This window comes from Stenotrophomonas sp. S49 (assembly GCF_016624905.1).
Classification (GTDB): Bacteria; Pseudomonadota; Gammaproteobacteria; order Xanthomonadales; family Xanthomonadaceae; genus Stenotrophomonas.
On record NZ_JACVUD010000022.1, the window covers coordinates 19,250 to 42,575 of the forward strand.

At 64.8% G+C, this 23,326-nt stretch carries 20 protein-coding genes and 1 pseudogene; 13 read left to right on the top strand and 8 right to left on the bottom strand.

All coding sequences use genetic code 11. The features are described from left to right. Positions 1-51 precede the first annotated feature (51 nt). From IAE58_RS07030 to IAE58_RS07040, 3 genes are all read right to left on the bottom strand, one after another. Positions 52-603 (bottom strand): hypothetical protein, encoded by a 552-nt coding sequence (locus IAE58_RS07030; protein WP_199933653.1) that lies wholly within the window; start codon positions 601-603, stop codon positions 52-54. 163 nt (positions 604-766) lie between these two features. After that, positions 767-1,558 (bottom strand): ABC transporter permease, encoded by a 792-nt coding sequence (locus tag IAE58_RS07035; RefSeq protein ID WP_108751287.1) that lies wholly within the window; start codon positions 1,556-1,558, stop codon positions 767-769. Then, positions 1,555-2,523, bottom strand: a complete 969-nt coding sequence (locus tag IAE58_RS07040) for an ABC transporter ATP-binding protein (protein ID WP_164274990.1) — start codon at positions 2,521-2,523, stop codon at positions 1,555-1,557. Before IAE58_RS07040 ends, IAE58_RS07035 begins: the two co-directional genes overlap by 4 nt. An 84-nt stretch (positions 2,524-2,607) precedes the next feature. Between IAE58_RS07040 and IAE58_RS07045 the strand changes: the two genes are divergently transcribed. The 6 genes from IAE58_RS07045 (at position 2,608) to IAE58_RS07070 (ending at position 7,568) form a co-directional block, all read left to right on the top strand. Continuing rightward, complete coding sequence (locus tag IAE58_RS07045) at positions 2,608-3,357, top strand: ferredoxin--NADP reductase (protein WP_199933652.1); 750 nt, start codon at positions 2,608-2,610, stop codon at positions 3,355-3,357. A 91-nt stretch (positions 3,358-3,448) separates the two neighbouring features. Next, on the top strand, positions 3,449-3,646 hold the full coding sequence (locus IAE58_RS07050) for a hypothetical protein (RefSeq protein ID WP_199933651.1): 198 nt from the start codon (positions 3,449-3,451) through the stop codon (positions 3,644-3,646). Continuing rightward, positions 3,631-3,936, top strand: coding sequence for a type II toxin-antitoxin system RelE/ParE family toxin (locus IAE58_RS07055; protein ID WP_199933650.1), 306 nt, complete (start codon positions 3,631-3,633; stop codon positions 3,934-3,936). Before IAE58_RS07050 ends, IAE58_RS07055 begins: the two co-directional genes overlap by 16 nt. 181 nt (positions 3,937-4,117) lie before the next feature. Beyond that, entirely contained in the window at positions 4,118-5,644 is a 1,527-nt protein-coding gene (locus IAE58_RS07060; RefSeq protein WP_199933649.1) for an alpha/beta fold hydrolase, read from the top strand. Continuing rightward, positions 5,641-6,387, top strand: coding sequence for an ATP-binding cassette domain-containing protein (locus IAE58_RS07065; protein ID WP_108751282.1), 747 nt, complete (start codon positions 5,641-5,643; stop codon positions 6,385-6,387). Before IAE58_RS07060 ends, IAE58_RS07065 begins: the two co-directional genes overlap by 4 nt. Beyond that, positions 6,384-7,568 carry an ABC transporter permease gene (locus IAE58_RS07070; RefSeq protein ID WP_108757495.1) on the top strand — a complete coding sequence of 395 codons (1,185 nt, stop codon included), beginning with the start codon at positions 6,384-6,386 and terminating at the stop codon, positions 7,566-7,568. Before IAE58_RS07065 ends, IAE58_RS07070 begins: the two co-directional genes overlap by 4 nt. Here IAE58_RS07070 and IAE58_RS07075 read toward each other — a convergent pair. From IAE58_RS07075 to IAE58_RS07085, 3 genes are all read right to left on the bottom strand, one after another. Further along, positions 7,555-8,193, bottom strand: coding sequence for a transposase (locus IAE58_RS07075; protein WP_199933648.1), 639 nt, complete (start codon positions 8,191-8,193; stop codon positions 7,555-7,557). The two genes, IAE58_RS07070 and IAE58_RS07075, sit on opposite strands and share 14 nt — an antisense overlap. 211 nt (positions 8,194-8,404) lie before the next feature. Beyond that, positions 8,405-9,421 (bottom strand): TonB family protein, encoded by a 1,017-nt coding sequence (locus IAE58_RS07080; protein ID WP_199933647.1) that lies wholly within the window; start codon positions 9,419-9,421, stop codon positions 8,405-8,407. A 199-nt stretch (positions 9,422-9,620) separates the two neighbouring features. Further along, complete coding sequence (locus IAE58_RS07085; protein WP_164275002.1) at positions 9,621-10,244, bottom strand: TIGR00645 family protein; 624 nt, start codon at positions 10,242-10,244, stop codon at positions 9,621-9,623. Between the two features lie 110 nt (positions 10,245-10,354). Here IAE58_RS07085 and IAE58_RS07090 point away from each other — a divergent pair, with 110 nt between their 5' ends. The 7 genes and pseudogenes from IAE58_RS07090 (at position 10,355) to IAE58_RS07120 (ending at position 21,723) form a co-directional block, all read left to right on the top strand. After that, positions 10,355-11,044, top strand: coding sequence for a glutathione binding-like protein (locus IAE58_RS07090; protein WP_199933646.1), 690 nt, complete (start codon positions 10,355-10,357; stop codon positions 11,042-11,044). Positions 11,045-11,221: 177 nt separating this feature from the next. After that, positions 11,222-13,447, top strand: a complete 2,226-nt coding sequence (locus IAE58_RS07095) for a S9 family peptidase (RefSeq protein ID WP_199933645.1) — start codon at positions 11,222-11,224, stop codon at positions 13,445-13,447. A gap of 24 nt (positions 13,448-13,471) precedes the next feature. After that, positions 13,472-13,987 carry a cytochrome c oxidase assembly factor Coa1 family protein gene (locus IAE58_RS07100; RefSeq protein ID WP_199933644.1) on the top strand — a complete coding sequence of 172 codons (516 nt, stop codon included), beginning with the start codon at positions 13,472-13,474 and terminating at the stop codon, positions 13,985-13,987. Between the two features lie 256 nt (positions 13,988-14,243). Further along, positions 14,244-18,977, top strand: coding sequence for an RHS repeat-associated core domain-containing protein (locus IAE58_RS07105; protein ID WP_199933643.1), 4,734 nt, complete (start codon positions 14,244-14,246; stop codon positions 18,975-18,977). Between the two features lie 316 nt (positions 18,978-19,293). After that, a pseudogene (locus IAE58_RS07110) lies at positions 19,294-20,342 on the top strand (RHS repeat-associated core domain-containing protein); the annotation flags it as partial. Between the two features lie 550 nt (positions 20,343-20,892). Then, the gene (locus tag IAE58_RS07115; protein WP_199933642.1) at positions 20,893-21,270 is read left to right on the top strand and encodes a hypothetical protein; all 378 of its coding nucleotides are present in this window, start codon (positions 20,893-20,895) and stop codon (positions 21,268-21,270) included. Positions 21,271-21,402: 132 nt separating this feature from the next. Further along, positions 21,403-21,723, top strand: coding sequence for a hypothetical protein (locus tag IAE58_RS07120; RefSeq protein WP_199933641.1), 321 nt, complete (start codon positions 21,403-21,405; stop codon positions 21,721-21,723). Positions 21,724-21,894: 171 nt separating this feature from the next. Here the strand turns inward: IAE58_RS07120 and IAE58_RS07125 are convergent, their stop codons facing one another. Next, the gene (locus IAE58_RS07125; RefSeq protein WP_199933640.1) at positions 21,895-22,425 is read right to left on the bottom strand and encodes a hypothetical protein; all 531 of its coding nucleotides are present in this window, start codon (positions 22,423-22,425) and stop codon (positions 21,895-21,897) included. Beyond that, a complete protein-coding gene (locus IAE58_RS07130; RefSeq protein WP_199933639.1) occupies positions 22,426-22,791 on the bottom strand; it encodes a hypothetical protein in 366 nt (121 codons plus the stop codon). Between the last annotated feature and the right edge of the window lie 535 nt (positions 22,792-23,326).

The window sequence follows — 23,326 nt, forward strand, 5'->3', positions numbered from 1 at the left end:
CGGCTCTTCAGCAGACGGTATCCACGCAGGGCGTGGATGATCCGCCACGGTTCAATTGATCGCGGTGATGAAGGCCGGATCCTTGATGGTCTGTTCGATGTTGAGCTTGATGGTCTCGTTCAACGAACCAAAGATGTTCACGAACTTGGACGTGTTGCGCTGCACGTTCTTCACCTGGTCGTAGACCACCTGGCCCTGCGGGTCGGTCACCACGTAGCGCACGCGCAGGGTCCAGTCCACGCTGTAGCCCAGATCGTCGATCAGGAACTCTTCCACCTTGCCGCTCAGGACATTGCCTTCCTTGTCCATCTTGATGCCGACCAGGCGCAGCTCGGAAAACACCGCATCGCGCATGATCGCATCCACGTTCTTCTCGAACAGGATGTTGCCCATGGCGGTGTTGCGCACCTGGTTGGGCTTGATCTCCCCGCCCTTGGCCGGCAGGTATTCGAACGCGGTCACATCCACCCGGCCTTCGGCAGTCAGCACCGAGCTGGGGGCATAGTTCAACGGAATGGGCCGGGAAGCGCAGCCGGCCAGAACGAGCAGGAACAGCGATGCAGCGACGAGCCGGGCAGGGCCGGCAGTACGACGGGTGAACATCTGGTTGGGTCCCCTGGTGCGTCCATGACATATGAAAAACCAGCCGGCCCGGGGGCCCGCTGGTCGGTCTGGTGAAGCGCACCGATTAGACGACCGAACCGGGCGCCAGGCAAGTGCCCTGGCGCCACCGGAACCGGTCCCCCCACGCAGGGGGGGGATTACCTCAGCTGCGCATGCCCACGCCGCGGCGCAGCAGCCACAGCGCAAGCGCGGTCAGCACCACCACGAAACCGATCATCAGGGCATAGGCCACCCACACCGGCACATCGCTGCTGCCCAGCAGGCCATAGCGGAACGCGTTGACCATGTAGAAGATCGGGTTGGCATGGGTGGCCGCTTCGGCCCAGGTCGGCAGCAGCTTCACCGAATAGAACACGCCACCCAGGTAGGTCAGCGGGGTCAGGATGAAGGTCGGCACGATCGCCACGTCATCGAACTTCTTGGCGTAGACCGCATTGATGAAGCCGGCCAGCGAGAAGATGGTCGCGCCCAGGATCACCGTGCTCAGCGTCACCAGCGGGTGCGGAATGCGCACCGGGGTGAAGAACATGGCGATGATCAGCACGATCACGCCAACCATCAGGCCGCGCAGCACCGCACCGGCCACGTAGCCCCACAGGATCACCCAGTTCGGCATCGGGCTGACCAGCAGCTCTTCCACGTGGCGGCCGAACTTGGCGCCGAAGAACGAGGAACTGATGTTGCCGTAGCTGTTCTGGATCACGCTCATCATCACCAGGCCCGGCACGATGAACTCCATGTAGCTGTATTCGCCCATGTCGCCCACCCGCGAGCCGATCAGGCGGCCGAAGATGAGGAAGTACAGGGTCATGGTGATCGCCGGCGGCACCAGGGTCTGGCCCCAGATGCGCAGGATGCGCGCGACTTCCCGGCGCACGATGGTCATCAGCGCGATGCGGTTGCGCTGGCCGTCGGTCAGCTCGGTGGTGCTCATGCAGACGTCTCCTGGTTGCCGGTGAGGCGCACGAACAGCTCCTCCAGGCGGTTGCTCTTGGTGCGCATCGAACGTACGCGGATGCCGGCCTCGTTCAGCGTGGCGAACACGCGGTTGAGGTCCATGGCGCGCGGCATGTCGATGTCCAGCGTGTGTGCATCGGGTGCGGTCAGGGTCGCGCCCTCGATCACTGGCAGCTGCGCCGGCAGGTCACCGTCGATGTCCAGCAGGAAGCCTTCCACATCAAGCTTGGCCAGCAGGGTACGCATCGGCCCCTGCTCCACGATCTGGCCGTGGTTGATGATGGCCAGGTTGCGGCACAGGTACTCGGCCTCTTCCAGGTAGTGGGTGGTGAGGATGATCGTGGTGCCGGCGGCATTGATCTCCTTCAGCACCCGCCACATGTCGCGGCGGATCTCGATGTCCACGCCGGCGGTGGGTTCGTCCAGGATCAGCAGGCGCGGCCGGGTCATCATCGCGCGGGCGATCATCAGCCGGCGCTTCATGCCGCCGGACAGGGTGCGGCTCATCACCTGCGCCTTTTCCCACAGGTGGGCACGCTTCAGCTCCTCTTCGGCGCGCTGCTCGGCTTCCTCGCGGGCCACGCCGTAGAAACCGGCGTAGTTCACCAGGATGTCGAAGGGCTTCTCGAACAGGTTGAAGTTGATTTCCTGCGGCACCAGCCCGATCAGGCGCATGGTGGCGCTGCGGTGCTGTACCAGGTCGCTGCCGAACACTTCCACCTTGCCCTGGCTCAGGTTGACCAGGGAGCTGATGATGCCGATCAGGGTCGATTTGCCGGCGCCGTTGGGGCCCAGCAGGGCGAAGAAGTCGCCCGGGGCGACCTCCAGCGAGACCCCCTTCAGGGCCTGGGTGCCGTTGTCGTAGGTCTTGCGCAGGTCGCGCACGCGCAGGGCGGGCGCCGTTTCGTTCAGGGAAGCCAAGCTTGCAGCCTTCGCGCCCATGGGCTGGCGCAGGAGAGGGGCGGGGAGGGTTTATTATAGAAGACCCCGAGGGCTTGCCCCGGCTACACACTGTCCCGAAAAGTCGTGCCTGTCCAATTCCCCATCAAGCTGGTCGGCCGCCGCATGCTGGCGCCGACCATCGGCCACTACCAGTTCGTGCGTGATGACGGCCAGCCGCTGGATTTCCAGCCCGGCCAGTTCATCCAGGTCCATTTCGCCTACGCCGACGGCACCGAAACCAAGCGCAGCTACTCGCTGGCGACCATCCATGACCACGCCCTGGGCCCCGGCGAAGCGGTCGACATCGCCGTCAGCTTCGTGCCCGGCGGCGCCGCCACGTCGCTGTTCGAGGCGCTGGACATCGGCGGCCAGGTCAGCGCGTCCGGCCCGTATGGCCGCTTCTGCCTGCAGCCCGGCGACCACAATGCCCGCTACCTGCTGATCGCCACCGGCACCGGCGTCACCCCGTACCGGTCGATGCTGCCGCTGCTGGCAACGGCCATGGCCGAGCGCGGCGTGCAGGTGGTGCTGCTGCAGGGCGCACGCAGCCCCGGCGAACTGCTGTACAGCGATGATTTCTACAGCTTCGCCGAAAAGCACCCCAACTTCCGCTATGTGCCGTGCCTGTCGCGCGAACTGCCGGCCGAGCCGCACCCGGACGTGCACCACGGCTACGTGCAGCAGGCCCTGGCCGGCATCCAGCCGGACCCGGCCACCGACATCGCCTACCTGTGCGGCAACCCGGACATGGTCGATGCCTGCGCCGAGGCGCTGAAGGCAGCCGGCCTGGGCAACCCGCAGGTGCGGCGCGAGAAGTACGTCAGCAGCAAGTAAACCGGGCGAAGCCGGCCGCTGGCCGGCGCCTCCCGGAACGGCATTCAGCTCGCCCCCGGGCTAGACTGCCGATATCTGCCCGGAGCCCGCCATGAGTCCTCCCGTCACCGCCAAGCAGGAAGTCGCCCAGCTGCTGACCCAGCTGCCGGACGACGCCACCCTGGAAGACATCCAGTACCACGTGTACGTGCTTGAGAAGATCCAGCGTGGTCGCGCGGATGTCGATGCAGGCCGCACCTACACTTCCGAGCAGGCGCGGGAGAGGCTGGGCAAATGGCTGGACCGCTGATCTGGTCCAGCGAATCGCTTGAAGACATCGATGCGATTGCGCAGTTCATTGCGCGCGACTCGCGGCGTCACGCGCAGCGAGTCGTTGAAGCCCTGCTTGCGCTGGGGGAGATCATTGAAGCGCAGCCGCTGGCAGGAAGGGCCGTGCCTGAACTTGGCCAGTCAGCCGTACGGGAGCGCTTCCTGTACAGCTACAGAGTCATCTACGAGATTTCCGCCGCACGGATCACCGTGCTCGCGGTGCTGCATGGCCGACGGCTGCTTGAATCGGTCGAAGATCGCCTGACGTAGCCGATGCAGGGGGCGGCATTACGCCGCCCGAGCGTCCTGCCCCAGGGCGGAATCCAGGTCCAGCACGATTGCCCATCGCCGCCAGCAGCGCGCCCGTGTAAGTTGTCCCCTGCAGTTGGTCACATCCGCCGCGACCGCGCGTCGTGGTCGACAGGAACGTCCTCCAGGGGAAACACGCACGATGCAAAAGCACCCACTTGTACTGGCCGGGGTACTGGCCAGCCTGCTTGCCGCCGGCTGCAGCGCGCCGCCTTCCGCCGGCACCGCCGATGGCGGCGACAGTCCCAGCCGCCGTTACGGCCAGATCGATTTCCATCCCTGCACGCTGTCCACCGTGGGCGCCAGCGCCAACGTGGAAGCCCAGTGCGCCACCTTCAAGGTGCCCGAGGACCGCGCCAACCCGGCCGGCCGCAGCATCGACCTGCGCATTGCCCTGCTGGAAGCGGGCAACAGCGGTGCCGGTGCGCCGGACCCGGTGTTCTTCCTGGCCGGTGGGCCGGGCCAGGCCGCCAGCGAAGTGGCTGTCATTGTCGATACCGCCCTGCGCCAGGTGCGCAAGCAGCGCGACATCTTCCTGATCGACCAGCGCGGCACCGGCGGTTCCAACCCGCTCAGCTGCCTGGGTGCCGATGGCAAGGAACTGCAACTGGACGAAGACGCTGCGCCCACCGAAGCGGTGATGCGTGACTTCGCCACGCAGTGCCTGGCCTCGCTGAAGGGCCGTGCCGACCCGCGCTTCTACACCACCACCGAGGCCATCGCCGACCTGGACGCCGTGCGCCAGGCGCTGGGCGCGGAAAAGCTGAACCTGGTGGGCGGCTCGTATGGCACGCGCGTGGCCCAGCGCTATGCCATGGCCTACCCGCAGCACACCCGCAGCATCGTCATTGACGGCGTGGTGCCCAACGACCTGGTGGTCGGCGGCGAGTTCGCCAAGACCTTCGACAACGCCATCACCCTGCAGTCGGCGCAGTGCCGCAAGGATGCCACCTGCAGCAAGCGCTTCCCGGTGGATACCCGCGAACAGCTGCGCAGCGTGGCCGACACCCTGCGCCGCGCGCCGGTCACCGTGGATTACCGCGACCCCGGCACCAATGCGCCGCGCCAGGACGTGCTGTCGCCGGACAGCGTGGTCGGCCTGGCGTTCGCCTTCTCCTACGTGCCCGAATACTCCTCGCTGCTGCCGCTGGTGCTGGATGAAGCGGCCCAGGGCCGTTACGCGCCGCTGGCCTCGCTGGTACGCGGTGCCACCCGCAGCATGGATTTCCAGATCAACCGCGGCATGCAGTGGTCGGTCATCTGCAGCGAAGACGCGCCGCGCTTCCAGGCGCCGCCGGAAAGCGATGACGCCCTGTTCGGTGCCGAAGCGGCACGCGCGTTCTTCGCCGCCTGCCCGGTGTGGCCGCACCAGCCGGCGCCGGCAGCCACCACCGCCGCGCTGAAGGGCGATCTGCCGGTGCTGCTGCTGTCCGGCGAACTGGACCCGGTCACCCCGCCGCGTTACGCCGACCAGGTGGTCAAGGGCCTGCCCAACGGGCGCGCCCTGGTCGCCCGCGGCCAGGGCCACGGCACGCTCAGCGCTGGCTGCATGCCGCGCCTGCTCGGCCAGTTCATCGACACTACCGACGCCAAGGCACTGGATGCCAGCTGCCTGGACACGCTGAGCTACGTGCCGGCATTCACCTCGTTCAACGGATGGGCCCCATGATCGTCGCCGAGAACCTGCACAAGGGTTTCGACACCCGCACCGGCCGCATCCAGGCCGTGGCCAACGTCGGCTTCACTGCTGCTGATGGCCGCATCACCGGCCTGCTGGGCCCCAACGGCGCCGGCAAGACCACCACCATGCGCATGCTGTACACGCTGATGACCCCCGACCAGGGCAGCATCACCGTCGATGGCATCGACGCGGCGCGCGATCCGGTGGAAGTGCGCCGCCACCTGGGCGTGCTGCCCGACGCCCGCGGCGTCTACAAGCGGCTGACCGCGCGCGAGAACATCGCCTACTTCGGCGAACTGCACGGCCTGTCGGCGCAGCAGATCCGCGAACGCACCGAGGTGCTGTCGCATGCGCTGGACATGGGCGACATCCTGGACCGGCAGACCGATGGCTTCTCGCAGGGCCAGCGCACCAAGACCGCCATCGCGCGAGCGCTGGTACACGACCCGCGCAACGTCATCCTGGACGAACCCACCAACGGGCTGGATGTGATGACCACCCGCGCACTGCGCCGGTTCCTGCTGGGCCTGCGCGAAGAAGGGCGCTGCGTCATCCTGTCCAGCCACATCATGCAGGAGGTGGGCGCGCTGTGTGACCACATCGTCATCATCGCCAAGGGCACCGTGATGGCCGCCGGCAGCAGCGATGAACTGCGTGCACAGGCGGGCGAAACCAATCTGGAAGATGCGTTCGTGAAACTGATCGGCAGCGAAGAGGGCCTGCACGCATGAGCATGATGTCGACCCTGATGACGGTGATGCGCAAGGAACTGCGCGATCTGTCGCGTGACCGCCGCACGCTGGCACTGACCCTGCTGTTCGGGCCGCTGCTGTACCCGCTGCTGATCCTGGGCATGGGCAAGCTGTCGGAAAGCCGGGTGCGCACGCAGATTGAACAACCGCTGCAGATTCCCACCATCGGCGCCGAACACGCGCCCAACCTGGTGCGCTTCCTGGCCGCACAGGGCCTGAATGCCACCACCGCACCGGCCGATCTGGCCGAGGCCATCCGTTCGCAGGAAATAGATGTCGCTCTGCGCATCAGTGCCGATTTCGGCAAGGACTGGGCCGACGGCAAGCCGGCGCTGGTGGAAGTGATCCGTGACAGCACCCGGCGTGCCGCCGAAGTGCCCAGTGCGCGGCTGCAGGCGGCGCTGGCCACCTACAACGGCCAGGTAGGGGCACTGCGGTTGATGGCACGCGGCGTGGATGCCCAGGTGGCACGCCCGCTGGATGTGGCCCAGCAGGACATGGCCAGCGCCGAAGCCAAGCGCGGCATGATGCTGTCCATGCTGCTGCCGGTGCTGCTCACGCTTACCTCGTTCATTGGTGGCGCCTACCTGGTGATGGATTCCACCGCCGGGGAGCGTGAGCGGCAGTCGTTGGAGCCGCTGCTGGCCACGCCCGGTTCGCGCAGTGCGATTGTCAGCGGCAAGATCGCCGCGGCCTGCGTGGTTGGCTTTGCCTCGCTGCTGCTCACTCTGGTGGCCTTCAAACTGAGCGCGCAGATCGCCCCCGGCAATGTCGGCCGGCAGTTGAACATGAACATCGTGTCCATGCTGCAGATGCTGCTGGTCATGCTGCCCATGCTGCTGATCGGTACTTCGCTGCTGACCTATCTGTCGGCCGCTGCCAAGAGCATGAAAGAAGCGCAGAGCCACATGACCTGGCTGGTGCTGCTGCCCATGCTGCCGGGCTACGCGCTGATGGCCTACCCGGTGAAGAGCGAGCTGTGGCAGTACGCGGTGCCGTTCCTGTCGCAGAACCAGATGTTGTTGAAGGTGATCCGCCACGAGGCGATCTCGCCGACCGTGTGGGGCATCTACCTGGGCGCCAGCCTGGGCCTGGCCGCGGTGCTGTGGTTCGCTGCCGTGCGCCGCTACCACAACGAGCGCCTGGCTATTTCCGGCTGAGCCGGGGCGCGCGCAGGGTGACCGCCGCCCCGAGGGCAGGCGGTCGCCGTGCCAGAGCCTCGATCGCGATGGCATCGGCATGCGCGGTGCCATCGCACAGGAAGGCGGCGTAGCGCAGGGCACGCTCCTGCGCATCTGCGCCCAGCGCCAGGTACTGCAGGTGCGCTGTCAGCAGCGCATCTTCGCGCAGCCCCAGGTTGCCGTGGATGCTGGACCAGGCGTGCTGTTCGGGGTGTTCCACCACACGCGCATGCACCGGTCCCCGTTCCACATAGCGGTGCGCACCCAGCAGATACGCCGGGTCCTGCACGGGCAGGCACTGCAGCCCGGTCTGCCACTGCGGCGCTGGGCGCCCATGCCGTTGGCTGAAGGCTCGGCTGTAGGCGGCGCAGCACGCGCGCAGCGCACGCACCACCCCATCGCCTGTGCGGGGCGTGGCCAGCAGGTGCAGGTGGTCATCCATCACCACGTAGGCATGCAGCAGCAGCCGTTGCTTCAGCAGCGCGCTGTGCAGCAGGGCCAGCAGCTGGCGCCGGTCGTCATCGTCGACGAACAGGGTGGCCGGGTGGCGCGCGCGCTGCCGCACCAGGCAGGGCGGGTAGGGGGACAGTGGCGGATGGTGCATCGCGCGAGCCTGGCGCAGGGAATCCCCCAGCCTGCACCGCCCGCAACTGTCGCGCGAGCGGGCAACACGCCAGCAACGTCTGCGGCGTGCAGGCGGCGGCCGCCTCGCAGCCAGACGCGACAGGTTTCCCGTGCAAGGCCCAGTACCCACAACGCAACAGGGCCCGGATCGCTCCGGGCCCTGCAGGCAGTTCGCCGTCGTGGCGGGTGGATCAACCGCCCGGCGCGAACACCAGCGTGCGGCGGGTGGTGACCGGTGCCCCCACCGGCTCGAAGCGCCAGCGCTTCACCGCGTTCAGTGCCTCGCGGTCGAACACGCGCGACGGCGTGGCGCGCAGCACGCGTGCATTGGTCACCGAACCGTCGGTGCCCACGGTGATCTCCACCAGCACTTCGCCGGACGTACCCGAGCGCAGGGCTTCAGACGGATAGCGCGGCGCCGGGGTGCTGACCGGGCGCAGGCTCGGTGCCGCAGTGGCGGCGGCCTGGCGCGCGGCCGTCGCGGCCTGGGCAGCCGCCTGCTGCTGCTTCTGCTCGGCCTCGCGGCGCGCGGCGGCCTGGCGTTCGGCGTCCTGGCGCTCGCTGTCGCGACGGGCCGCATCCTGCTGGGCGGCAATCTGCTTGGCCGCGTCGGCTTCCTTGGCGCGCTGCTCGGCCAGGCGCTGCTGTTCAACCAGCTGCTTGGCGCGGTCCTCGGCGTCCTTCTTGACCTTGGCGGTCTCGTCCTCGGTGCGCTTGGCGGCCACCTGTACGCCCTTGGTCAGGCCTTCCTTCAGGCGCGGCAGGGCCGGCGCGGACGGGTCGACCTTCTCGATCAGGGCCACCAAGCGCTGGGCTTCGGCGAAGTCCTCGCGGCCCAGGTGCTGCTCGGCGGCAATCAGGGTGTAGGGCAGCAGGTCGGTCAGCGCGCTCTTCACCGAGGCGTCGTCCGGCGTCTTGTCGCGCAGGGCGAGGTAGTACTCGATGGCGTTGTCGCCGGCCGGTGCGTACATGCGGTTCTCGCGCAGGGCCTGGCTGGCGGCCTCGCGCAGCTGTTCGGTGCCCATCGACTGCACCTTGGCGGCTACCGCCGGTGCGGCGGCATCGGCCGGGGCCGTTGCGGCGGGCGCGGCGGCGCCGGGTGCGGCAGCGGCGGGTGTTTCTTCCTTGCCCGAGCAGGCCGCCAGGGCCAGCACCAGGGCAACCGGCATCCACCGGCGCGCGGCAGCGATCGTAGAGACGTGCGACATCCTGCTCCCCTTTAGAAGACGACGTTACGTAGTGCGTATGGCTGCAGCGCCGGGATCGGGATCCGGGCGTGGTCGCCAGCGTTTCCCGACGCCGGCGCCGACTGCGGCGAGGGTGCAATCTAGCATCCCCGCCGCCATCGCGTACAAGGGCCAATGGCCGTGGCCGGCAGCAACGCGGGGTTGCCGCCGGCCAGCGGGCTCAGTGCGCGCCGCCCTTGCCGTGGCCCTCGGCCTTGTCGTGGCCGTTGGACATCAGCTTGTCGGTCCAGGCAATGCCGATGGCCGACAGGATGAACACGCAGTGGATGATGGTCTGCCACAGCACGCCATCGGCGGTCAGCATGGCGCAGCGGGCCGCACCGATGTTGGCGGCGGCTACGGCCATCTGTTCCGGGGTGCACAGCGGAATGCCGCCCAGCGCGCCGGTGGCAATGAAGGTCTTCAGCAGGTGGATGGAGGAAATGCCGATGATCGCCATCGCCAGCTTCACCTTCAGCACGCTGGCATTGACGTGGCTCAGCCATTCCGGCTGGTCCGGGTGGCCTTCCAGGCGCAGGCGCGACACGAAGGTTTCATAGCCACCCACGATCACCATCACCAGCAGGTTGGAAATCATCACCACGTCGATCAGGCCCAGCACGATCAGCATGATCTGCTGCTCGCCCATCGAGGCCGAGTGGGAAATCAGGTGCCACAGCTCCTTGCCGAACAGGAACACGTAGACGCACTGCGCCACGATCAGGCCCAGGTACAGCGGCAGCTGCAGCCAGCGCGAGGCGAAGATCAGCGAGGACAGCGGGGACAGGGGGCGTTGGGGGCTCATGCAGGACAGTGCGTTGCGGGGAAGCGGCGAGGTTACCGGCCCACCATGACGGTGCCAAGCCAACCAACGCACTAGACTGGCACTTTCCTGAACGACGCCGAGCCGACGCCATGATCGACCTGTATTACTGGCCCACCCCGAACGGCCACAAAGTGACCCTGCTGCTGGAAGAAACCGGACTGGAGTACCGCGTGCACCCGGTCAACATCGGCGCCGGCGACCAGTTCAAGCCGGATTTTCTGGCCATTTCGCCCAACAACAAGATGCCGGCCATCGTCGACCATGCCCCGGCCGACGGCGGCGCCGCGCAGAGCGTGTTCGAATCCGGCGCGATCCTGCTGTACCTGGCCGAAAAGACCGGCCAGTTCCTGCCCACCGACCCGCGCGGGCGCATCGCCACCCTGGAATGGCTGTTCTGGCAGATGGCCGGGCTGGGCCCGATGAGCGGGCAGATGGGCCATTTCAACGTGTATGCGCCGGAAAAGATCAGCTATGCCATCGAGCGCTACGACAACGAAGTGCGCCGCCTGCACGGGGTGATGGACAAGCGCCTGGCCGAGCACGCCTACCTGGGCGGCGCCGAGTACAGCATTGCCGACATGGCCAGCTACCCGTGGATTGGCGCCTACGACAAGATTCCGGTCGATTTTGCCGCGTTCCCGAACCTGAAGCGCTGGCACGAAGCCATCGCCGCACGCCCGGCCACCCAGCGCGCCTACGCCCTGCGTGACAAGGTGAACCCCAACGCCGGCAAGCCGCTGAGCGACGAAGAGCGCAAGCAGCTGTTCGGCCAGCGCTGACGCATTTGCTGCAGACCGCTGCGCTCGCCGGGGGGGGGGGCCCCCCCGCCCCCCCCCCCCCCCCGGGGCGCGCGGCCCCCCCCCCCCCCCGGGCGGGCTGCTTCATGGGCAGAAGGTCATGCTGCCTTCGCGCACCGGCTTGGTTAGGATGGACACTGACGTTGCCCGGGATGTCCCATGCGCCACCTGTTCGCCTCGCTTGCCCTCATGATCGCCACCAGCACTGTTGCCCACGCCGAAAAACTCACCCTGGAAGCCATCACCGGCCCGCTGCCGCTGTCCGGCCCCACGCTGATGAAGCCCAAGGTGGCCCCGGACGGCTCGCGCGTCACCTTCCTGCGTGGCAAGGACACCGACCGCAACCAGCTGGACCTGTGGAGCTATGACATCGGCAGCGGCCAGACCCGACTGCTGGTGGATTCGAAGGTGGTGCTGCCCGGCACCGAAACCCTGAGCGATGAAGAAAAGGCGCGCCGCGAGCGCCAGCGCATCGCCGCCATGACCGGCATCGTCGATTACCAGTGGGCACCGGACGCGCAGCGCCTGCTGTTCCCGCTGGGCGGCGAACTGTATCTGTACGACCTGAAGCAGCAGGGTGCCGCGGCCGTGCGCCAGCTCACCCACGGCGAAGGCTTCGCCACCGACGCCAAGCTGTCGCCCAAGGGCGGCTTCGTCAGCTTCATCCGCGGCCGCAACCTGTGGGTGATCGAGCTGGCCAGCGGCAAGGCCGTGCAGCTCACCCACGATGGCAGCGCGACCATCGGCAATGGCGTGGCCGAATTCGTGGCCGACGAGGAAATGGACCGCCATACCGGCTACTGGTGGGCGCCGGATGATTCGGCCATCGCCTTCGCCCGCATCGATGAAAGCCCGGTGCCGGTGCAGAAGCGCTACGAGGTCTACGCCGACCGCACCGATGTGATCGAACAGCGTTACCCCGCCGCCGGCGATGCCAACGTGACCGTGAAACTGGGCGTGATCGCGCCGGCCGCCGCTGCCGCGCCGCGCTGGATCGACCTGGGCAAGGAACAGGACATCTACCTGGCGCGCGTGGACTGGCGCGATGGCCAGCGCCTGACCTACCAGCGCCAATCGCGCGACCAGAAGCAGCTGGACCTGGTGGAAGTGGACCTGGCCGGCAAGGGCACGCGCACGCTGGCCCATGAAACCAGCCCGACCTGGGTGCCGCTGCACAACAGCCTGCGCTTCCTGCAGGACGGCAGCCTGCTGTGGTCCTCCGAACGCAGCGGTTTCCAGCACCTGTACCGCATTGGCAACGACGGCAAGACCACCGCACTCACCCAGGGCAACTGGCCGGTGGACGAACTGCTGGCGGTGGACGAAGCGGCGGGCAAGGTCTATTTCCGCGCCGGCATCGACTCGGCACGCGAAAGCCAGATCTACGCCGTATCGCTGCAGGGGGGCGCGCCGCAGCGTCTGTCGCAGGCCCCGGGCATGCACAGCGCCAGCTTCGCCCGCAACGCCAGCGTGTATGTAGACACCTGGTCCAACAGCAACACCCCGCCGCAGATCGAGCTGTACCGCGCCAATGGCGAGAAGATCGCCACGCTGCTGCAGAATGATCTGGCCGACCCCAAGCACCCCTACGCGCGCTACCGCGACGCGCAGCGGCCGATCGAGTTCGGCACGCTTACCGCCGCCGATGGCAAGACCGCGCTGAACTACAGCATCATCAAGCCGACCGGCTTCGACCCGTCCAAGCGCTACCCGGTGGCCGCGTACGTGTATGGCGGCCCGGCCAGCCAGACCGTCACCGACAGCTGGCCCGGCCGTGGCGACCATCTGTTCAACCAGTATCTGGCCCAGCAGGGCTACGTGGTGTTTTCGCTGGACAACCGCGGCACCCCGCGTCGCGGCCGCGATTTCGGCGGCGCGCTGTACGGCAAGCAGGGCACGGTGGAAGTGGCCGACCAGCTGCGCGGCGTGGCCTGGCTGAAGCAGCAGCCCTGGGTGGACCCGGCGCGCATTGGCGTGCAGGGCTGGTCCAACGGCGGCTACATGACCCTGATGCTGCTGGCCAAAGCGTCGGACAGCTATGCCTGCGGCGTGGCCGGCGCACCGGTCACCGACTGGGGCCTGTACGACAGCCACTACACCGAACGCTACATGGACCTGCCCAAGCGCAACGACGCCGGCTACCGCGAAGCGCGCGTGCTGACCCACATCGATGGCCTGCGCTCGCCGCTGCTGCTGATCCACGGCATGGCCGACGACAACGTGCTGTTCACCAATTCCACCAGCCTGATGAGCGCGCTGCAGAAGCGTGGCCAGCCGTTCGAACTGATGACCTACCCGGGCGCCAAGCACGGCCTGTCCGGCGCCGATGCGCTGCACCGCTACCGCGTGGCCGAAGCCTTCCTGGAGCGCTGCCTGAAGCCCTGATCGCGATTGGGAAGGAGCCCGCCGATGCCGCTGCCACCGCCCGTTCCCGCACATGCCGCCCCCGCCACCGGCTGGTGGCGGCGCCACTGGCGCTGGGCCATGCCGCTGGCCGTGGTCCTGCTGCTGGCCAGCCTGGGCGGCGCCACCGCGTGGAGCCTGCTGCGCTGGAGCGAGGCCGCGCGCGAAAGCGCACCCATGCGCGAGGCCATGCGCCGCGCAGGGTGCAGCATTGAACTGGTGCAGGCCTTCGGCGAACCGCTGCAGGCCGACGCAATGCCGGTGGGCAGCATGCAGACCGCAATCGACGGTCAGCGCAATGTTGGCCTGATTGTCGGCCTGCAGGGACCGGATGCGCGCGGGCGCCTGTTCGTGCAGGGCAGCCGTCGTGATGACGTCTGGGATTACCCGGTGATGTACGTGCTTGCCGAAGACGAACAGACCTTCGACCTGAGCGCGCTGGACGATGCGGAAGCCGCAGAAGCGTGTGCGCTGCGGGAGTGCCGTGCGCGGGGCGGGTGTGGGGTGGGGTTGGCGTTGTGACCGCAGCCCGATAGGCCTGCAGGCTTCGTCTCTGGCTGGTGATTGGGTGGCTCGTGTCGTTTAGGAATAATCCGAAATTCGACCGATAGCACAGTTCATGCCTTGAACGTGCCGGTTATTTCGGAGATAACTTCGCCCATGCGGCCCAGCCGCGTTACCGGAACAGGGACGGTCCGACGTACAGCGCGCCATGGCGATGCTGGCGTGTGGGTGTTCCTCCGCCGGTGCGACCCTCGCCCAGGAGTGGAGAACAGGGATGTTCAAGCGAATCAAAGCCGAATGGCTGCTGGCACTGTCGTTGGCCCTTCCGGGTCTCGCGGTGGGTGCCAGCGCATACGCACAGGAAGTTGGCAAGGAATGGACGGCTTTCCCGTATCTGCCAGGCCAGAAATTCCTCTTTGAAAGCGCCGCGCGCCAATCCATCGAGACGATGTTCGCCGGCGACCAGGTGGATGTCCCCTTCCAGTGGTATGTGCACAGCCAAGCTGTCAGCCCTCGTGAGACAACCACCGACTATCGCTTTCAGCCCCTGGCGCTGATCAAGGCCGATTGGACCTACACGTACGCCTCGCAGCCCTACGCCAGCGACGAGCTGTTCATGCAGGCGATCCGCACGCAGAACGCGTCCGATCCGCAGTGCCCGGCCCTGCAGCTGGACCCCATCCAGTGGGTGGAAGGCTCTGACAAGGGACCCGATGGCAGCAGCCGACGCGACACGGCAACGCTGTCGGGAACACGCTACCTTGATTTCGGTGGGGGCTCGTGCTTGGGCGCCTTCGTGCGCGGTGTGCTGGAGCGCAAACGCCGCGTGGACTGCCCCAACAAGTCCAGCACCCAATGGAACGCGGCCAGCGGCATGTGCGAGATGCGCACTGCCGGCATGATGACCTACAAGGGCCCGCCACAGCCCAAGCAGTGTCCGATGCTTGCCAACCCGTGCAATCCCGCCACCGGCGACAAGAGCCAGCCAGAGCCTGACTTCGACCTGGGCTGGGTCAGTTTCCAGCGGCACTATCACTCCCTGACTAGCACTGCCGGCGAGTCGCTGGGGATCGGCTGGACCCATTCCCACAACATCCGCCTTGCCACCGGCAACGACCCTACCGTGTTCCCACCGGCATTGTCGGTCGGCCTGATCGATCCTGATGGAAACCAGATCGCCTTTGTCAAAGTCGGCACCCAGTACGAGGCCAACGACGGCAGCGGCGACCGCGCAGTCCAGCAGACATCGGGTTGGCAGGTTTCGCGTGCAACAGAGCGCCTCTACTTCAATAACGAAGGCCGCATGCAGCACCGCGACTTCGAAGACGGAACATGGCTGGCCTATGCCTACGACGCGCGCGGGCGCTTGCTGTCGGTCACCCATTCCAGCGGGCGCCAGTTGACGCTTCACTACGCGGTGCCGGGCAATGCCTTGCGGATCTCATCCATTTCATTGGCCGGGCAGGCGTTGGTTTCCTACGCCTATTCCAGCAGCGAGAATCTGCTCAGTGCGACGTACGCAGATGGAAGCGTGCGCAGCTACCACTATGAGGATGCGCGTTACCCGAACTACCTCACCGGTGTCACCGCCGAGGACAACCGGCGTTTCAGCTGGTTCGGGTATGACGAAAAGGGACGCGTGATCTACAGCCGTCACTCCCCTGACCCGGGCACGGCGGGCGCAGGAATCGATGGGATTGACCTCGCGTACCTGCCGGCCGGTGACACCGTCGTAACCGACGCCCTGGGAAAGACGTCCACCTACCAATTGACCGCAGGTGGCCCAGGCACGCTCCCGCGCATGGTCACCGGTTCAACGGATGCCGCGGGTACCACCGCAACGGTGCTGCTGCCCGAGAGTACGGATTTTCGCAGGCGTGTTGCATCCAGCACGGATCGACGCGGCACGGTAACCCAATATGCCTACGCCGAGGGGACCGACCCGCTGGCAGGCGCCGTGCGGGTCACGACTACGACGGAAGCTGCGGGAACCCCGCAGGAGCGGGTGACTGAAACGCGCGTTGCGATAGACAGCAACCGGGTTGTCCTGCAGACCGTGGGTACGCAGGAAATCCGCATTGCCCGCAATGCACGCCTGCAGCCTACGGTGATCACCGTGCGTGATACGGCCACGGATCAGACCCGTGTCACCACACTGACCTACTGCGAGGCCGAAGGTCCTGACTGTGCCCAGGTGGGTGCCCTGCGATCGACCGATGGCCCCCGTACTGACGTGAGCGATGTTACGACCCGTGCGTGGTACACCGCGGACGATGCGGGCTGTGCAAGCGGTGGCACCTGCAGTTTCCGCAAGGGCGACCTGCGCAGCATCAGCAATGCGCTGGGCCACACCACGGAGACGCTTTCCTACGATACCTTCGGGCGCCCGTTGTCCGTGCGTGATGGCAACGGCGTGGTCACCGATTACAGCTATCACCCGCGCGGTTGGCCGACATCGATCACGGTGCGCGGCGCGACCACGGCTGACGACCGCTCTACCCAGATCAGCTACTGGCCCACTGGCCAGGTGCAACAGGTCACCGAGCCTGACGGCAGCAGCGTCACCTACGTGTACGACGCGGCCCAGCGCCTGACCGATATCGCAGACAGTGCCGGGAACACCATCCATTACACGCTGGACGATGCCGGCAACCGCCTCAACGAAGACACCGTGGATGCGGGTGGCACTCTGCGGCGCACGCTGGCGCGGACCTACAACACCCTTGGCCAATTGACCGCGCTGAAAGATGCGGGCAACCATGCCACCGGCTTCACTTACGACGCCAACGGTAACCCGCAGACGGTGACCGATGCGCTGCAGCGTGTGACCAGCCAGCAGCATGATCCGCTGAACCGCCTGGCCCAGACCCTGCAGGACGTGGGCGGGGTGGCGGCGGAGATCAGCAGCCAGTACAACGCGCTGGATCAGGTCACGCAGGTGACCGACCCCAAGGGGTTGCACACTACCTATGCCTACAACGGATTCGGCGACCTGACCGGCCAGGTCAGTCCCGACAGCGGCACCAGCAGCTTCACCGTGGATGCGGCGGGTAATCGCAAGACCCGCACCGATGCACGCGGTGTTACGGCCACCTACAGCTATGACGCGCTCAACCGCCTGATCGGTGTTGCGTACCCAGATCCGAATCTGGATATCGGCTACAGCTACGATGTGGCGCCGGCCGCCTGTGCCGCCGATGAGCGCTTCGCCAAGGGGCGCCTGGGGCAGGTGCTGCACGCCAATGGCAGCACCCAGTACTGCCATGACCGCTTCGGCCAGATCACCCGCAAGGTGCAGACGATCAACGGTGTGGCCAGCACCTTGCGCTATGCCTACAGCAAGGCGGGCCGCTTGACCGCGCTGACCTATCCCGATGGCAGTGTGGCCGACTATGTACGCGATCCCTTGGGGCGCATCAGCCAGGTTGGGTTGACCCGCCCGGGTCAGTCGCGGCAGGTGGTGGTCGACAACGTGACCTATGCCGCCTTCGGCCCCGCGACGGGATGGAGCTATGGCAATGGCCGCCAACTGCAGCGTCCGCTGGATCTGGACTATCGCCCGCAGGCAGTACACGACCCGGCCGCCGGCGGCCTGTCGCTGAGCTACGGGTACGATCCGGTGGGCTCCATCACCGAATTGAAGAATGGTGCGGGCTCAACCGTATTGGCCACCTATGCCTACGACACGCTGGGTCGCCTGACCCAGACCCAGGACGGTACGACGGGCACGCCGATTGAGACGTATGCGTACGATGCCACCGGCAACCGCACCGCATTGACCACCGCGGCCGGTGTGGCCGGCTACACCTATCCCGCCAGCAGCCATCGCTTGACCGCGGTGGACGGCGAAGCCCGCGGCCATGATGCGGCGGGCAATACCACCAGCATTGGCAGCAAGGCGTTCACCTACAACGACGCCAACCGCATGAATGCGGTGAAGCAGGGCAGCGCAGTGCTGGAAAGCTATGCCTACAACCATCGTGGTGAACGCGTGCTGCGCACCCCGACGGGCGGCACTGCGCAGATCACCTTGTACGACGAGGCAGGGCAATGGCTGGGCAACTACAGCGCCAGTGGTGAGGCGCAGCAGCAAGCCATCTGGCTGGACAACTATCCAGTGGCGCTGATCAATGTGCCCGCTGCGGGCGTGCCGGAGCTGGCTTACGTGCAGCCGGATCACCTGGGCACACCGCGTGTGGTGATCGACCCAGTGCGGGATGTGGCGATCTGGGAGTGGAGCAACAAGAGCGAAGTGTTTGGGAACCAGATCCCGAGTGCCGACCCGGACAGTGATGGTGTGGCGTTCGAGCTGGCGCTGCGCTTCCCGGGCCAGCAGGCGACGGATGCGAGCGGGATGTTCTACAACTACCAGCGGGAGTATGACCCGGCGGTCGGGCGGTACTCGCAGAGTGACCCGATTGGGTTGGCGGGGGGGATTTCGACTTTTGTCTATGCAACTGGCAACTCCATCGGATTCACTGACCCTTTGGGATTGAACAACCAATTTGGAGCGGGCGCCTCCGCCTCGGGAGCCGGGCCTGGAGTTGCAGTAAATTTCTCTGGAACTTTTGGAATCTCTGTTCCTAAGGATCGGAAAAGTATTGCTTGTTATCAGATTTATGGGTCATTGCAAATGGGTGCAATGCTGGGTGGTGGGGCATATCTTGGCGCAGGCGCGTCGGTAAGCGCTTCGGAGAGTTCGGGTCCATTGCCCCCCAAATCCTGGGGTGTCTACAGATACTCGGAACTAGCAGGGGGGTGGGGGCCGTCGATTGGCGGGTCTGTTCAAGGTACCGACAACTTGTTGAAGGGGAATAAGGATGGCGATAATTGGGCTTGGTTGCGCCGATTGTTTTCGCTAGAAGATATGGGCCGAGATAAAATCGGTGGCGGATCGGCTTCCTTTCCTCCGCTGCCTGGGGTTGGGTTTGGCTTCTTGTCCGGATCTGGCTATACAATTTCGGGGCAGTTAGCTACACCGACTGGCGAAGGATGCGGGTGTCCTTGATATGAGTGCATACAGACGATTTCTCAGGTCCTACTACATCATGTTTTTCTGGGTGCTGAGATTGGTTGGTTGCCTGGGAATTGCTGTGAATTTTATAATTCTGTCTTTCGTTCTTGCTGATATTTATGGTGATGGCGAAAAGTATGGTTACTCGGGTTTGGTTTTCGTGGTCGTCTCTCTGGTTTGGTTTTTTGTCACGTTGAAAATTGGATCTGTTGGCCTGGTCCGTCTCCGGCAAAAAAGCGAATCGTAGGCGTTGCCAAGCCGGTAGTGGCGGCATCGCGGAATCGTCCAGGCAGTAGATGGCATAGTCGCCATCTACGATGATCCTGCGCTCAAAATGAGCTCGTGGCATGAAGATGCTCTCCGTGCAAGACGCTGTATGCTTACAACCATCGTGGTGAGCGTGTGCTGCGCACGCCGGGGAGCGGCACTGCGCAGATCACCTTGTATGACGAGGCAGGGCAATGGCTGGGCAACTACAGCGCCAGGGGTGACGCGCAGCAGCAGGCCATCTGGCTGGACAATTACCCAGTGGCGCTGATCAACGTGCCCGCTGCGGGCGTGCCGGAGCTGGCCTACATCCAACCCGATCACCTGGGCACACCGCGTGTGGTGGTCGACCCAGTGCGGGATGTGGCGATCTGGGAGTGGAGCAACAAGAGCGAAGTGTTTGGGAACCAGATACCGAGTGCCGACCCGGACGGTGATGGTGTGGCGTTCGAACTGGCGCTGCGCTTCCCGGGCCAGCAGGCGACGGATGCGAGTGGGTTGTTCTACAACTACCAGCGGGAGTATGACCCGGCGGTGGGGCGGTACTCGCAGAGTGATCCAATTGGGTTGATGGGGGGGATCTCCAGTTACGCCTATGCAAACTCTGGTCCAGTCGGAATCAGTGATCCATCGGGGATGATAGCGAAATGCACTTGCAACGATGGAGGCGCTTCGATTGATATTCCAATTCGTTTTCGAGGTGAGATGGCGACGCCTGAAAAGATCAGTGAAATAATCAGATCAATTGAGTCAACTTGGTCAAGTCCAGGCTTCACAGTCACGGTAAGTCAGCCGGCGAAAGGTCGTGCTAACGATATTGAGATTGTTCCAGGTGTTGGTGTTTCATTTGTGCGCGGAAGTAGTGAGGGTCAGTGGTATTCAGATATGAATCCTTGGACGGCTGCACATGAGGCCGGCCATTTGATGAAGTTCAAGTATGATGGGCGGGTTGATATGTATGATGTGACTAATTTGAATCCGCGCACAACGTCTCCAGTTCCTGGTTGGGAAGGGAATATCATGGCTGAACATTTGGGCCTCCCTGACGACAGAGTTAGAGACGCAATCAAGAGGGCGCTCCGATGCAAGTGAGACTTGCCATGTTTGGACTTGTTCTGCTTATTCTTGGATGCAGTTCTGTGTCAAGAAGTGCGGCCTGGCCTTCGCATTGGATGGACGCCAGTGTCGGCCGGGTTACCCCCGGGAATGCTGATGAACTGAGCGCTGATAGAATCGATATTCTTGATTCTGAGGATGAAGAAAAGGCAAGGCTGTGGCTCTCATCCTCTGGCAGAAGAGTTGCCCTTCTTTCTGAGATGCCCGGATTCTCAGAGTTGAATTTTGTCAGAAATAATGCTCGGACTCCTGCTGGTGATCTATACCTGGTGAGAGGGGTTTCGGATGGTGGGAATGGGTTTTCTCTGTTTATGTAAATGGCAATGGAGTTATGGTTCTATATAGTGTGATGGGCAATTGTGCGCCTAGCGAGATGCGTGTTTTATTAATACGCCTTAATGCCGTCCCCAAGGAGGTGTACGGTGGATGCGGTGGTACTATGTGAGCTGGGGGGCGGTCTCAGCTTGCAAGCGCAACACGTGAGTTAGGTTGATCGATCTCTAATCTCCCATCCCAGCTTCATTCGATGCATGCAAGCCAACGCGCTGGCGCGGCAGTGCGTTTAGGTGAGCCGTGGCACAACTACCCTGTTGCGCTGATCCATGTGCCTACCGCTGGAGTGCCGGAGCTGGCTTACATCCAGCCGGAACACCTAGGCGCGCCGCGCGTGGTCATCGACCCGGTGCGCGATGTGATGATCTGCGAGTGGAGCAGCAAGAACGAAATCTTTGGCGATCAGGTGCCGGATAATGATCCCAACGCGGATGGTGTGGTGTTTGATCTCGCGTTGCGCTGCTGGTTTCCGAGTACGGAAGTCGATCCAGCGAGCAGCCAATGGTCGACGATTCGGCCCTATTCAAGCGTCTTGGAGTACGGCGGGACCAGTCTTAGGACGCACGGCTAGCGTCTTGGAGTACGGCGGGACCAGTCTTAGGACGCACGGCTACCGTAACGACTGTTTCGGATAAGTTCTGGGATATCGGCTCCATGGTCTACTGTGGCTGTCGCGCAGCCGGTGAATAAGGGGTCTGAGGTGATGAGCAACCTGGAAGATAGAGACGAGCTATCTGCTCCTGATTTCTATGCGCAGTTCTATCTAGGCGCAGGTTTGGAACAGAAGACCGTGATCGAGTTGCTCAGGCACGTTGCAGACGAGCTTCGACTTCCTGCAGGGAAACTTCGGCCAACAGATCGTTTCTCGAAGGAGCTATCGCCCGGAGAACTGCATGCGTGGGACGCGGGGTACGGAGTACTGATTGTCGAAGTCCAATCCTTGGCAAGAAGGCGTGGCGTCGTGATCGATAAGAGGGTCCACTCTCTGGACGACTACATCCGTATTATGGCTAACATCTACTGACGATAAGAGATGGCGATGTTCCGAGGGGACTGTTAGGCGCTCTGCTGGGCTATGAAAAGAAGGTCGCCATGCTGGGACATAGGCCATGAAGGCGTTCCTATCTACGGTCATGGCCCTCTGGCGCGCCGCGGAGTCGAGCTTGTTCAACTGAACCCCGATACCTCATCACCACTACCGATCTCGCTCCACCAACGCCCACAACACCGAACGGACGGGACGGTGCCAGTCCATCAACCGGCCGCCAGATGGCAACGCACACCGCTCATCCTTCGGCACCGCAGGTCCAGCCCGCCACCACGGTCGGGCCCGACCATCGGGAATGCTGACACCCTCAAGCTGGTTGAGCGCCATCAACTGCTGCAGATCCAGATACAGCGCCTCAGATTCCGGCGCACGCTGCAGCGCGTCCGCCGGCAGACGAAGCGCGACCGTCGCTTTTGTGCGCTCCACCCTCAGCACGGGAAAGCCCTTGCAGCGGACCTGGAAAGAGGGCGCAACCGCATCCGCCGGGTAGATCGTGAAGCCCGTTGCTCGGTGCGTGGAAACAAAGCCGTGCGCACTGCCATAGAGCTTCTCGAATTCCGCGAATCCCATCTTCGGATAGACCCACGTCTCTTCGGCTGCGCTTTGCGGCCATGGCAGGCAGGCAATAGCGGCCAGCGCACCGATGACCATCAGGCCAGATGCCAGGAACGACCTCACTCACGATCCCGCGCCGAGCGGCCGTACGCGTTCCTGGATGAAGACGTTGAGGGCGAGACAGGCCATGGCCAGGCCTGCCATCACGCGGTCGCCCACGTCCTGGTCAGGGTCTCCATTCTGGCGGGCGCGCTCGGCGGCCAGCAGCAGTTCCTGCACCACGCGTTGGCCAGCCAGAGCGCAATCTGCATCGGCTAAGGCAATCTGCCGACTGCGAAGTGGATGCCGTTCCGGCCAGGGCCGGCCATCGGCGGCGGCACCGGCGCCGATACTTCGCAGCAGGTGGGTGAGCGAGTTGGGGTCTGGCGCGGGATCGCCTGCCGGCGGTTCCTGGATGGAATGCGGGGCAGGGGAATAGGGTGCGGTCATGGCGGGCTCCTTGCGTGCAGGCAGAAGCCGCCACCGATAAAGGTGGCGGACGATGCGTGGTTCGAAACCCGGCGTTCGCGAAACCGGCAGGCACAAGGCCTCCACGCACCGCCCGCCATAGCCGGCCGACGGATTGCCAGCCGGCACCACACAGGGTGATGCCGGCTGGCAAGCGTTTACTTCTACGAACTAGCGGGGTTTCGAATCCCGGCCACCGATGCACGGTGGCATCGAAAGGAATACGCCCGGTCGTACGCGATGCCAAGGCAGTAGGGCCGATGCCGTCACTGCATTCAACATTTTCAGAATCGTTGCAAATTTCGCCGTGCGGCTGAGGCCTTGGTATGCAAGGCTATCGGCAGCATTGGTGGCTCAGACGCGTTTACAGTCGCAGAGGTGCCTGAGGGGCCAAGGGCAGGGCAGATGCGACACCCCGATGCCCCGCCAGCGGATGTCAGCGGCCCTGCATCGCGACCCTGGTCTGTTCAAGCCGGATGGAAGTGTGGCTGCGCGCGCGGATGGTGCGATTGCTCTT